Annotated in this window: 12 protein-coding genes; 6 read left to right on the top strand and 6 right to left on the bottom strand. The window is 52.0% G+C overall.

The window, feature by feature from the left end; translation table 11 throughout:
* Positions 1-86: 86 nt before the first annotated feature.
* Positions 87-404 (bottom strand): recombinase family protein, encoded by a 318-nt coding sequence (locus M6G53_RS24160; protein ID WP_253335046.1) that lies wholly within the window; start codon positions 402-404, stop codon positions 87-89.
* Between the two features lie 691 nt (positions 405-1,095).
* Here M6G53_RS24160 and M6G53_RS24155 point away from each other — a divergent pair.
* On the top strand, positions 1,096-1,665 hold the full coding sequence (locus M6G53_RS24155) for a 3'-5' exonuclease (RefSeq protein ID WP_073534651.1): 570 nt from the start codon (positions 1,096-1,098) through the stop codon (positions 1,663-1,665).
* 6 nt (positions 1,666-1,671) lie between these two features.
* Here M6G53_RS24155 and M6G53_RS24150 read toward each other — a convergent pair whose 3' ends face one another.
* From M6G53_RS24150 to M6G53_RS24135, 4 genes are read right to left on the bottom strand one after another with little or no spacing between them, the layout of a single operon-like run.
* On the bottom strand, positions 1,672-2,154 hold the full coding sequence (locus M6G53_RS24150) for a Mov34/MPN/PAD-1 family protein (protein ID WP_073534626.1): 483 nt from the start codon (positions 2,152-2,154) through the stop codon (positions 1,672-1,674).
* Positions 2,151-3,926 carry a ThiF family adenylyltransferase gene (locus tag M6G53_RS24145; RefSeq protein WP_253335037.1) on the bottom strand — a complete coding sequence of 592 codons (1,776 nt, stop codon included), beginning with the start codon at positions 3,924-3,926 and terminating at the stop codon, positions 2,151-2,153. Before M6G53_RS24145 ends, M6G53_RS24150 begins: the two co-directional genes overlap by 4 nt.
* Entirely contained in the window at positions 3,919-5,169 is a 1,251-nt protein-coding gene (locus tag M6G53_RS24140; protein ID WP_253335035.1) for a nucleotidyltransferase domain-containing protein, read from the bottom strand. The genes M6G53_RS24145 and M6G53_RS24140 overlap by 8 nt, the downstream gene beginning before the upstream one ends.
* Complete coding sequence (locus M6G53_RS24135) at positions 5,166-6,338, bottom strand: HNH endonuclease (RefSeq protein ID WP_253335033.1); 1,173 nt, start codon at positions 6,336-6,338, stop codon at positions 5,166-5,168. The genes M6G53_RS24140 and M6G53_RS24135 overlap by 4 nt, the downstream gene beginning before the upstream one ends.
* A 1,023-nt stretch (positions 6,339-7,361) precedes the next feature.
* Here M6G53_RS24135 and M6G53_RS24130 point away from each other — a divergent pair.
* The 3 genes from M6G53_RS24130 (at position 7,362) to M6G53_RS24120 (ending at position 9,616) form a co-directional block, all read left to right on the top strand.
* Positions 7,362-7,688, top strand: coding sequence for a gamma-glutamylcyclotransferase family protein (locus M6G53_RS24130; protein ID WP_253335032.1), 327 nt, complete (start codon positions 7,362-7,364; stop codon positions 7,686-7,688).
* Between the two features lie 108 nt (positions 7,689-7,796).
* Positions 7,797-7,940 carry a hypothetical protein gene (locus tag M6G53_RS24125; RefSeq protein WP_016928795.1) on the top strand — a complete coding sequence of 48 codons (144 nt, stop codon included), beginning with the start codon at positions 7,797-7,799 and terminating at the stop codon, positions 7,938-7,940.
* Between the two features lie 125 nt (positions 7,941-8,065).
* Entirely contained in the window at positions 8,066-9,616 is a 1,551-nt protein-coding gene (locus M6G53_RS24120) for a glycosyltransferase family 39 protein (protein ID WP_253335029.1), read from the top strand.
* Between the two features lie 180 nt (positions 9,617-9,796).
* Here M6G53_RS24120 and M6G53_RS24115 read toward each other — a convergent pair whose 3' ends face one another.
* Entirely contained in the window at positions 9,797-10,861 is a 1,065-nt protein-coding gene (locus tag M6G53_RS24115) for an aldo/keto reductase (RefSeq protein ID WP_253335027.1), read from the bottom strand.
* Between the two features lie 97 nt (positions 10,862-10,958).
* Between M6G53_RS24115 and M6G53_RS24110 the strand changes: the two genes are divergently transcribed.
* Positions 10,959-11,864, top strand: a complete 906-nt coding sequence (locus M6G53_RS24110; protein ID WP_253335025.1) for a LysR family transcriptional regulator — start codon at positions 10,959-10,961, stop codon at positions 11,862-11,864.
* A 117-nt stretch (positions 11,865-11,981) separates the two neighbouring features.
* Complete coding sequence (locus M6G53_RS24105; RefSeq protein WP_253335023.1) at positions 11,982-12,533, top strand: flavodoxin family protein; 552 nt, start codon at positions 11,982-11,984, stop codon at positions 12,531-12,533.
* Positions 12,534-12,803: the final 270 nt, after the last annotated feature.

Below are 12,803 nucleotides of genomic sequence, written 5' to 3'. Positions count from 1 at the left end.
GCAGGACTTTAATTTCCATACGAATCTCAAAAGTGATCATAAGCTCCCCTGTATTCAGAGGAGCAGATTAACCCCTGGATCAATTTTCAACCGCTGGGGTGGATCAGTTTTGCACCGTTGGTAACAGCCTCGTCAGCATCCTGAAATCGTCCAAAACGACTTACGTCATAAACCAGAATGTATGAGACGGAAATTTGGTGATGCAATACATCATTAATCAATTTTTTCAGACCCGGCCTTCCTGATAAATTTAATCCGCTTTTCCCTGCATCACTGTAAGACTTAATAATGGTGATGTTGTTTTTTTTGGCATATTCCCTGATGTATCCTGACTGGTTATCCAGAGAGTACTTCTGGTGGTCAGTGGACATTCTTATATATTCAACGGCATGTCGAATGGACAAGTGATAGCTCCGTAAAAATTAAAAAATGTATTCTGATAATTAATTGCTGACCTGTTTTTTGCAATGTTTATTTAAGGTGAGCTTGTTTTTTTGAGTTTGGTCAAATATCTGATTGATTATATGTTATTTTTTTAAACATTTTATCGAAGTTGCTGTCTATATCGCTGCTGTTTCTTTTTGAATATTTTGATGGTTGTGTATGTTTGGAGGATGGTAATTCAAGGATGGGATTGTGTTTTAGATATGATTGTTGGTGGTATGCGTTCTCTGATATCTGGCCAAAAACAGTGGGTTTTTGATAAAAAATAGAAAGCTTTGTTGAACTTCTCAACCGTTATGACGATTGATGAGCGTTTCGACAGCCCACGACATTATGTCAAACCCCACGCGTAGGGAAGCGCGTTTATCGAAGACTGGCTAAGGGAGGGGGACTCGCACCCCCGTCAGTAGACACACCGTCATTCCCCCGCCTACGATTCTACGCTGGCTTAGGAAAGCCGCGAGTGTGCTAGAATGTGGGATGATTAAGCTGATGAATTTCGATACGCTGGTGGCAATGAGAAACCCACCACTTATCGATGATAGTCTGCTACAGGGGATGTATGCCATTAACCAGCTGCGCTGGCGTACCTATCTGGTTGTCAAGGTAGCCGATAGTTGCAGCTTACTTATATGCGATGTAAGAGCTGATATGCAAAATAATGATGAGCTTTATGTCTCTGTCGATATTGAAACATCGGGCCCAATCCCTGGTGAGTACAGCATGCTTTCCATCGGTGCTTGCCTTGTAAGCGATCCTAAAAAGTCATTGTATCTCACACTACAGCCCGATGGTGTAAAGTGCGATCCGGAGGCTCTCGCCGTGACAGGGTTGGATCTGGATACGTTGGCGCGTGAAGGCCTCGCTCCATTGAATGCAATGGCCGAGCTGGATAAATGGTTAACATCAGTATGCCCTGCAGGTAAAAAAGCCATTTTTATTGGCCTCAATACCCCCTTCGACTGGTCGTTTGTGAACTATTACTTCCACAAGTACTTGGGTAAAAATCCTTTTGGATTCACAGCAATAGATATAAAGGCTTACTTTATGGGGGCAACAGGCAGCAGATGGAGAGAAACCAAATCCTCTCGAATGTCCGCCATACTTAAACCATGCAGCGAACCGAGCCATAACGCTCTGGACGATGCACGCTTTCAGGCGGAGCTGTTTGCTCTTATGCTGGCTAACTGGGATAACGCCAAGAAAAACCACGGCAACTGAAAAAAGTTACTCTAATCGAGTGGCCTCAACATACTGCCCCCCTCTAAAAGACCAGGCTTTAATACCTGCGGATTGGCTGGATTGACCGACGATAACGGCCAATGGGTGTGGGAGTTCTTTCGTATAGCGGGCGGCAAACCGAGAAAAGCTGTCTATATCTGCAGAGGAAATTTCTGGAATTTTTTGGGGATGAGTATGCCAATACCCAACCAGACGTAGTCCGGTAGTGTTTGCCCTATTTATCTCGTTCTGGCAACGCTGGTCATTGAGCTCTAGCCATGTCCGTCCTGCGCGATCGCTACTGTGAGGCAATGTGGCCAAAGCAAGTAACAGTCCATCTGGACAGTCGGGGGCTACGAAGAGTTGTCCCCCTCGCTCTGCTCCCCACCATCGTTGCTTATAACTGCCCAGAACATCAGCCACTGCCTGGGAGACCAATAATTCAACATCCCCTGATCCCCATTTCCAGCGCCAGGCGATACTCGTCATTTCCCATTTTCCTTAATTACAGGCCACTCGCGCTCTAAAACGGTCTGCTGCACACCATCAGTTAAGCTTGGGCCGATATATGTTCCATTCAGAATGGCCACATCTTGCGGTCTGAATATACTGCTGGTCCAGACGGGGTTTCTTGTGCGTCCAGTCAAAATGTCAATCACCATGTGTGATGTCATTAAAGCGATGTTTGTCATGCCTAAAGATCCCCCTGGAATAAAACTTTCCCCACAGGCGGGAAGCTCGACGATGCCATCATCAGGCCACTGTGTAAATTTATAATTAAAATTTCCATTTTCATTAAATAAATTTCTGGCATCATAGGCTCCTTCCGGAGCGAAAATAGCATGTCCCACTAAGGCATTGGGTTCACTCCAGGCCTGGATTATCCCCCAGGATTTGCCCTCTGATTTTTCACGCCAAAGGCTTGCTTCCGAGTGCCAGTCCGCAGCAGTGACAACCACTAGATCGGCGTTCTCAAATATAGCCGGCTCTTGTAGCAACACGGACTCCGAAAATTTTACGCACGCGGTCACCTCAGTAAATGGGAGGTCCTTACGAATTCTTTCCCTCAGTGCTACCGCCTTAGCTCTTCCTAAATCATCGGCCCCCAGAACATGCCGGCCAATATTGGCCGAGACGAAAATATCAGGGTCTATTAGGGTTAAATGCCCCACGCCAGCACGAGCAAGCTGTAATGCTACTGCTCCTCCTAGTGAGCCAACACCAACGCAAACGACCCGGCATTTCTCAAGCGTTTTACTCGTCTTGCTTACATCTCGGGAATATACTTCAGTGCGATCAAGTATATCGAGCGTTGAGGTTCGAATTTGCGCTAAACGATGAGCACCCGTAATGGCTGGCCGCCTCCGGGCGGTTCTTAACCCGAACTTCATCCCTCGGTCCGCTTGTGTGCCTGGCAAGAAAATATTAAGGCAATACGCCGGTGCTCCCTCATTACCTGGCAGCTCGAGGACAATCCACTTGTTAATCAGTGAGTTGTGATTCTCAAGCCAGGAAAGGAATGCTGTCTCGTCATCAAGGGCCAGATGAGGCAGAAGCCATGGCAACAACTGGCCAGCAGCAGGCGTTCGAAGGTCAGGATAGCTTCTTAGCTTGATATAGAAACCGGGACTTTCCGTTGCCCGGAGCGATACGGAACGCCCAACCATACGTTTGTAATGCTGGCTAAGCACAAAGGCGTCCGTAGCCAACCAAACGGTCTCGTGTCCCGATGGTACGGCTTGTCGCGGATCGCTAAGAGCAAACAGTGCAGAGGCCACTTTCGGGCGGTCTAAGAGGATTAAGTTCTGCCGTGAGTGCTTATGTTGAATTGACCAATAAGACGTTATCTCGTTGCAGAACTCAGCATGGCGAAGCGTTGGGTCTGCCTCTGGCAGAGACAGTGAACAAATTTTTCTTAAACGAGAAATACAATCTTCAACAATAAACTCTGGTGAGCCTGTAATCGGGCGCTGCTGAAAACCATACAAACATAAACCGGCCGGTGTTGCATGTGGCCAGACTAGCCAAGGGGAAGGTTCAATGGATAACCGCAATAACTCTCGCGGAAAACTGTTAGGAAATGCGATGCGTAAGCGCCGCTCTTGCCCTGTATAATCTTGGGGCAGTGGGAAGTAAAAGCTGGCCGCTTCACCAAATCGTAAAGGGGCTGGTTGCAGTAAAGCGGTCGCAGCTTCTGCTCCCAAGGAGCTGTGCAGCGCGGCAATACCGCGCTGCAGAAATGTATCAGATAAGTCAGCCAAGACGTTCCACCGGTTTTACTTTAGCTTGGGAACTGCCCGCAGCGCTTGTTCCCCCAAAAAGTGCTCCCATCGATACCGTGTTTCTTGTTGTCCCATCGGCGCGACCTGGCAGCGTCCAGTTCGCAGGAATTTCATTATTAATGGCAGTAATGAAGGTGTTCCCTATGCCGAAGCTCTCATTAATCGCTTTGGTGAAATCGTCTGCAGATGCAAAACTTTCCAGCCCCAAGGATATTGCGGCCCCTGCATCGAGATACCAGTCGCAGAAGGCTTTGTGATACATAGGGCCGTCAAGAGGGCGATTCCATTTTTCAGCAAAATTCTCGCCATTATCTGCAGGATTGCAAACAAAGTAACGAACGCCGTCATACTTAACGTGTCGTTGCATGCGTTGGACAATGCCCAAAATGGCATCCAGTGGTCTAAGGGGGGTTGATTTCGAGGCTTCGACCATATCAAGGTAGGCGTGCGTAGCCAGGGTTGTGATCACTGCTGAAATGGGGCGGTGTTCTTCATTTTCAGTCCGAATAGCCCATTCATCACGGTGTCGCTTCAGAAGCTTGATCGTTGCGCGAAGTGGATCCTGGTCGAGGTACTCTCCATATTCAGGCAGCGGAGCCTGCGTCGCAGAATCAGCTGTCGCGTGATTTTTAGCCAGAATCAAATTCTCAAGGACGATCTCTTGCGTGGAGGCAACCTGTAGCCAGTTTGAATACGGTATCGGACTGCTTGCCTTCCATCCGGCCACCCGGTCTGGAACCTCCAGCTTGCCCTCGCCATTCGACTCATAATTGCCTGCAATAGCGCGCGCAGGCGTCACGTCGATATGAAAACCTGGATTCTCATCGGAATAGACAATTCGGATCCCGCGGCGCAACTGCTGGATATCTTCCTGCACGCGGCTGCCTTCTCTGAACCGCTCTTCGATGGCTGCTAAAATGTCGTCAGCACCGGCACCTTGCGCATGGGGTAACCAGATAATGGCATCAGCGTCGATGGTGTTTAAATCATCAGGTGCGCCGGAAACGGGTTTTACCGTTGTTTTTAATCGGATCGAGCCTTGAACGAAAATATGTGCGTCGGCCAACAGTGGGTTATCTGACGCAGAGAGGATCCCTTCTAATTGAGAATAACGTCCGTTGATTGTTTTATACTGCGCTTCGGACAGAGAAATCTCCCGAGCGGCGCGAAGCAGGAAGTGTTCCCATCCTGCACGTTTGTTTTGTTCGTTTGTTAAGATCATGCTTGTGTCTCCTGGCCGTGTGGGCCTATAGATAGTGTCGATTTGAATTGACCATTCTCGTCTCGGTCGAAGACCATATAAGAATGCTGGTGTTGTGTCGTAAGCAATGCGCCAAACTCAATGGCCAAAGCTGCGGGAATGGCGGGATACACGTGGATGGCATCAGGGGTCAGAGCTTCAAGCTGGCTCAGATATTTTTGAAGTTCATTACGAAATGCATGAATGACGTGACGGTTGTGTACCATCATATAGCTGGGTTCAGGGATGGTGAATTCAGCAATACGTGCTCCAGGTAAGGCCGCTAAAACATCACGATGTGGAATCTGAGCTGAGATTGATAACACTAATGCGATGGGGCCCTCACCATCAGGAGGTGGGGTAAATTGAAATGCTGGTGGTTCAGCCGTCAGATCTGGCCAACTGAGTCGAGATTCGCGGTTGAACGAAAACAGCAAACGATTGGAACGATCGCCAATAGCTTGCCCTAAAAGCATCAGCGCAGGAATATCTGCGACACCTACGACAGCCAGTGCCGGAATATCACCATAACGCCCCCCACGGCGTCTTAGTTGTCCTTCCAGGTCATGCTGGATGTTGTCTTTGATATTTTGCCAATATAACGCATCTCTACCGCGAGAACTTGGCGCAGGAAGAATAATTTTGATTTCGTGGTCAAATGCCGTCAGACCTTCAGCCGACATGGCCATGAGCAGATCGCGGGCAGCAATGTCATTGTTTGTCGAAAAATGTTGGCTTTGTACGATGACAGGAACTGCACGCCCCGCATCAGGCATGGTTGCAGCAAGGCGGATTCGTTCTAGGAATGCCTGGTGTAACCCTGTCAAATCATGTTGCGGATACCCATCAGCATCACGATCAATTTTATCATGACATCCAGGGCACAAAAGCATGAGGTTGTTACTGTCGTTTGTGAGAGCTTGTGCCTTGGCTTCATCATGTTCCTTACTTCCACGTGGCCCTTTGGGGCTGGCCGGCATGATATGAGCAACTTCTCCCCATCTCATAGAGCGCCCCGCACGATAATCATAAGTGAGATCTGCTCCACACAGTTCGCAGTGACCAGCACTTTGTGCCCAAACTATCTGTTTGCTTGCCTCACTAGTGTTATATCGTCCATTCGCAGTATTAGTTTTTTCTTTTTTTGACAATTCAATTCTCCTTTAGCTTCCCCTGAAAATGAACCGTTGGTTACTACAACAGATGAGCAGAGAAAATCATATTGTGGCTTTTAAGTTTTATTTCAAGAGAGGAACGATAAATAAAACAGCTGCCTCACAAAAAAGAGGTGCTTGTTTAAACGATAAGAAAAAACATGCGGCATCATTCATAGCAGCTTTGAGACCTTAATCGCAAAATACCACTAAAAAGATAATAATATTCATTATCAACACTCATGCTGTGGTGTTGCTCCTTTAAAATATTCCACTGATTCATATTGTTATCGCGAACTAGAAATTCCGTTTTATTAGAAAAAAGTAAGTTGCATTCAATAAAAACTGATTATGGATTCTATTGGTATTATTATCTTGATAATTATTTCTTGGGGATGTATTTTCATCCGTTTAAACGAAAAAATACGCTCATTATTCCCCCTCACCAGATCAGCCTTCTGCTGATCTGGTGAGGGGGAGCTTTTACGTGATTACTGTAACAGTCATTGGCGCATTTTTTGATAGAGTCTAATTCACAAGATGGTAATTGGAAGCATCGATGAAATGTATCAGCAACTCATGGTTGCCCTGAGCCCATGTTTTGAAAAGCTGCTACGGATGCGTTTATGGTCTATAAGTGATGTTATGTTCTGTGTGCCTGTAACCCCCTAGCGTTATGACGAGCAACTCTCCCATCAAGTGACTTTTACGACTTGTCTAGCTCCGTTGGCTAGGCTGATAGAGAGAACTGTAGGGAAGGGAGGCAAGCGAGATGGCTACGTGACGCCACTTGTTGGTATAAATGTTGGTATAAAAAAGTTCGATATTAAATTTTGTTTTATTTTTCATTGTGAATTATGATTAGTTTGAATCCTATAGGGGTGCCATTACTCCCTTGATTTTCTCTCCCCCTGCTTGTTGTCTTGAAAACTCGACTGCGTAACCCATACTCCCGTTGGCTGGCCATTGAGCGCCATGTTATGTTCATGCGTTAACTTTCAGTCAGTGGCAGAGTGAAAAATGCAAAGCTTATTCGTTTACGGCACCCTGGGGCCGGGCAGACCCAACGCGCACATTATGGAAGCCATCGGCGGCAGCTGGGAAGAAGGCAGCGTTGGCGGATCGCTGCTTAACCAAGGCTGGGGCGCCGATATGGGCTACCCGGGCATCGTGTTGGATAACAGCGGCAATCGGGTGAATGGTTTTCTGTTCCGTTCAGCTAATCTCGTCAACCACTGGCCGACTCTCGATGCGTTCGAAGGCGAGGGGTATGAACGGGGAGCGGTCAGCGTCACCACCGCCGGCGGCGAAACCGTCGATTCGTTTATCTACATGTTGAAGAAATGATATGAGCCGCCTCGCCGAACGAGTGCGAGGCGCATGACCCGCCGGCAATTGAACTTTCGTTTATTTTGCCGCGCTACAATAGGCGAAAATTTCCCCATGGAGCCTATCGTGCGCAAATCCAGATTCCTGCTCGTGACCTTGCTGTGCCTGTGCGCCGCTGCCGTGCTGTACGTGATGGCTTACCGGGCGCTGGGGCATTACCTCAGCGACGGCGAGAAGGCCTACCCGGATATCAGCGTTGAAATCCGCTGAGAGCCGTGCGGCGCCGCGGTGACTGCGCCGACTTTTTCGCACTGATTTACCCGCCATTTACCCGCCGTCGGCAATGATGACGCTGCGTCTCCACACTGTGTGGTTCTCTTGGGCGGAATGCGGTTATGTCACTGCAACAGGTTTCGAATGTCTCTTTGAGTAACAACGGCTTAAAGGGCATCGGTTACAAACATTACGCGTTGGCGATCGTGGCGTTTTCGGCGATCGTGCGGTTTATTTCCTTAACGGATCGGTACTTTTGGTGCGATGAAGCCTCCAGCGTGCTGACCAGCCGCTATGATGTGGGCGCTTTGCTGTACCACGCTTCCTTCGACGTTCACCCGCCGCTTTATTATCTATTGCTGCATGTCTGGATGGTGCTGTTTGGCGACGGCATCATGGCCGCCCGTTCGCTGAGCCTGGTGTTCGGCGTGGCGACGGTGGCGCTGGCGATGCGCTTTACCCGTTGGTTGGCCAACGAGCGGGCGGCGCTGATAGCGGGATGGCTGATGGCAATCATGCCGATGGCGGTGCGTTATAGCCAGGAGGCGCGCATGTACGCGCTGATGGGGATGCTGGCGATCGCCGCCGCCATGGCGTTGGCGAAGTGGCTGAAAACGCCGGATAACCGCCGCTATCTGGCGCTGTATGCGCTGTTGATGACGCTGAGCTTTTATACCCATTACTTCACCATTTTCATGCTGGTCGCCCACTGGCTGGTGGTGTTGGCGCTGTCATGCCGCCGAGAAGGCGTACGTTACATCAAGCAGCCGGCGTGGTGGTTGGCCAATGCGGCGATCGGCGTGGCCTACATTCCCTGGCTGCTGGTGCTGTTCAATCTGCTGGCGCATATTGCCGAACTGCGGGTTGGTGGCGACGTCGGTTGGATCCCCCAGGTCAGCTGGCGCGATCTGCCGGCGATGTTTTGGCGATTTTTCACCGGCGATGACGGTGGCAACTCCCCAGCGGTCATTTTTTGGCTGCTGCCCGCCTTCTTCTTAGGGTTGTGCGCATTGCAGCTGAAACGGCGCGAGACGCCGAGAAAATTCTCTCTGTTGCTGCTTGGCGGCATTCTGATCCCGGTGACGCTGGTATTCGCCATTTCCTGGCGTTCGCCGCTGTTTGTCGATCGCTACCTCTATTCCGCCGCGCTCGGCATTCCGCTGGTGTTGGGCGTGCTGATCGCCGGCACGCAAAGCCGGGTGCGCGGGATCTCTTTGCTGCTGTTCTTCAGCCTGCTGTTCGGCTGCGGCGTGCGTAACGACTACCCGGTCGAGAAAGATGAGTTCAAGGTGATGGTGCACTATATCAACAGCCACTATCAGCCTAACGATGCGGTGGTGGTCAGTAACATGTTCAACTACCTGAGCTACGTGTATTACAACAAGCAGGGCTATCGCGCCTTGCTGTATACCCCGGCCAGGCCCAACGGCATTTCGGGCAAACCCAATGCCTATGGCTTCGGCACCTTTTTCCACGATCGGGCGGCGCAGACCTATGTCGATAAGCTCAGCGTTTTATCGAAAGGCCACCGCCGGGTCTGGCTGGTCAGCGGCGGGGATTTCAATCAGGACTTCGGCCGCTCGCCGCCGGGGTGGGTCAATACCGGCACCTTCAAGAGCGGCGGTTTCGAATCGCGCCTGTTCGTGGTGCGCGACACCGCAACGGCGCATTGAGTGAAATGTCATATTTCCCATTCGGCGTTACATCTGGCCGAGCAAACTTACGCGCGGATGACAGTTCTATACATTGGGATTGGTACTGTAGCTCTACCCGATGATGTTGTGTGTTATCCATTCCCTGTAGTGTATTACCCCATCCCTGTTAAGTTTATCCCGCCTTGTGCGGGATTTTTTTTATCTGCGCCGGGCGAGATGCACGCCGCCGGTCATGATGTGGCGGGTGGCTGGCAGGGCGAGAAAATCATGCGGGAATCCCAGCTCGATGGCGCTGAGATCGTCCAATCGTCGCCAATGATCTTCCGCCAGCGCCACCTTCAATGCGCCGAGGTTATCTTCCAATTGCGCCAGGGTTCGGGCGCCGACGATCGGCGCGGTGACCGTCGGGTGACGCAGTGTCCAGGCCAGCGCGATTTGTGATGGAGAATATCCAGTCTCATCAGCTATCTGGTTGACGGCGTCGGCGATATCAAGATTGCGCGCGTTCAATGTCCCCTTGGCGCGCACGGCTTCACGCCGAGAGCCCGCTTCATCGGGCGACGGTTGCAGATCCTGCCGCCGGTATTTGCCGCTTAATACGCCGCCGGCCAGCGGCGACCAAGGGATCACGCCCATCCCCAAGTCTTGCGCCATCGGCATCAGCTCGCGTTCGACGGTGCGCTCCAGCAGATTGTACTCGATTTGCAGAGCGATCAGCGGCGACCAGCCCCGCAGGTCCGCCAGCATTTGCATTCTCGACGCCTGCCAGGCGGGAAGGTCCGATACTGCCACATACAGCACTTTTCCGGCGCGTACCAAATCGTCCATGGCGCGCATGATCTCTTCCACCGACGTGGTGAAATCCCAGGCGTGCAGATAGAGCAGGTCGATGTAATCGGTATTGAGCCGTTGCAGGCTTCCCTCCACCGATCGCAGCATGCTTTTGCGATGATTGCCGCCGGAATTGGGATCGTCCGGCTGCATCGGCAGGGTGTATTTGGTGGCGATCACCAACCGATCGCGGCGCCCGGCGGCGAATTCCCCCACGAAACGTTCGGCGCTGCCCTCGGTATAGCGGTTGGCTGTATCGATAAAGTTGCCGCCGCGTTCGACATAAACGTCAAACAGACGGCGAGCCTCGGCCAGTTCGGCGCCCCAGCCCCAGTTGGCGCCGAAGGTCATGGTGCCCAGCGCCAGCGGTGAAACGCGCAGGCCGGAACGGCCCAATAAACGATAGTGATCCAGCGATAGTGACGTGTTCATAGGCATTCTCCCGTGTAGGTAGCGTCTACGGTAGCGCCCGCAGGTTGTTTAAGGAATGCGCTATAATCTTCATGAATTATTAAGGAGGGAGAGCATAATGAGGGGCAGTGATTTCGCCGAGTTGCGCGCCTTTGCCGCGATTGTTGAGCACGGCGGTTTCGCTCGCGCCGCTGCACAATTGGGGATGTCCGCTTCGGCGCTCAGCCAAACGCTGCGCAACCTGGAGGCGCGTCTGGGTGTGCGTTTACTGAATCGCACCACTCGCAGCGTGGCACTGACTGAAGCCGGAAGACAGATGTTGGCGCGCCTGACGCCCGCGATGGCCGAGATTGACGCGGCGGTGGCGCAGGCGGTCGAGCAACGCCAGAACCCCTCAGGTCTTTTGCGGCTTAATGTAACCCGCGTGGCGGCGTTACATTTTCTGGCGCCTTTGATCGCGCCGTTTCATCATCAATATCCTGATATTACGCTCGATCTCAATGTTGAGGAGCGGTTGGTGGATATCGTTGCCGGCGGTTTTGACGCCGGCGTGCGGCTGCACGAGAAACTGGCGAAAGATATGGTGGCGGTCAAGCTGGGCGGCGAGGTGCGGATGCGTGTCGTTGCTTCACCGGCGTATTTGGCGCGTCGCGGCCGGCCATCAACACCGGGCGATCTGCATCGACATCGCTGCTTGAATTACCGCTGGCCGACCAACGGCAGTTTGTATCGCTGGGAGTTTGAGTGCGACGGTGAAAAGCAGGAGATCGCCGTGGAAGGGCCGGTGATAGTCGATGAACCGGAAGTCTTGGTGCGGGCTGCGATGGATGGGGCAGGCATTGCCTACCTGTTTGAGCAACAGGTTGCCGCCGGTTTGGCCGATGGTCGGTTGTTGCCGCTGCTCGATGCCTGGACGCCGCCGTTCCCCGGTTTCTATCTGTACTATCCGGCAAACCGCCAAATGCCGCGCCCGCTGCGTGCTTTTATCGACTTCGTCCGTCAACAGGCAGAGCAGGGCGCATAACGCGATTTTTTTGAATAACACCGTCAGTTTTATTCGGTATGCAGCGGTTGCGCGCTTGATTAGATTGGACGCGAGAGGGGCGCCGCCGGCGCCTTTGTGCATGAGTGGAGAATTTCTATGGCGAAGACAGTAGTGGTGTTTCATTCCGGCTACGGCCATACCGAGCGTTTGGCGAAAGTGGTGGCGGAAGGCGCCGGGGCGGAACTGATCGCCATCGATCAGAACGGTGATATCAGCGACGAAGCCTGGCAGACGCTGGATGAGGCGGACGCCATCATCTTTGGTTCGCCGACTTATATGGGCGGCCCATCCTGGCAGTTCAAGAAATTCGCCGATGCCAGTTCCAAGGCCTGGTTCGGCCGCAAGTGGCAGGACAAAGTGTTTGGCGGCTTTACCAACAGCGCCAGTCTGAACGGCGACAAGCAGGTGACGCTGATCGCGCTGCAGACGCTGGCTTCGCAACATGGCGGCCTGTGGGTCAGCCTGGGGCTGTTGCCGGCCAACACCAAAGCGGCGCAGCGTACCGACGTCAACAACCTGGGCGGTTCGGTGGGGCTGCTGGTACAGACTCCGGCGGATGCCGGCGTGGATGAGATGTTGTCGGGCGATCTGGCGACCGCCAAGCTCTATGGCCAGCGGGTGGCGGGCTTTGCCGCCAAACTGGCGTAAGGTCTTCCGTGCCGATAGGGCAGTGACGCGACTGGACGGACGCCGCGTTCATTTTCTCTGCACAATTGGCGCGTAAGCTGCGAAATGTTATTAGCCTGCTTGGGCTAACGCTGCATTTCGTTCAAATATTCCCGGTTCCTAGGCCTAATGCCGATCGTTTAAGAACACTTGAACGATCCACTCAGTAAGAGACAATCCGGATTCAGCCCTCTGATTCCGGATTTTTTTATGTCTGAACACGATATGGATTTCGTTGTTGATGTTTGCCCT

Origin of the sequence: Serratia nevei (genome assembly GCF_024160145.1) — a bacterium.
In the GTDB taxonomy this organism is placed as follows: Bacteria; Pseudomonadota; Gammaproteobacteria; order Enterobacterales; family Enterobacteriaceae; genus Serratia; species Serratia nevei_A.
This window is presented reverse-complemented; position numbering and strand designations above follow the sequence as displayed.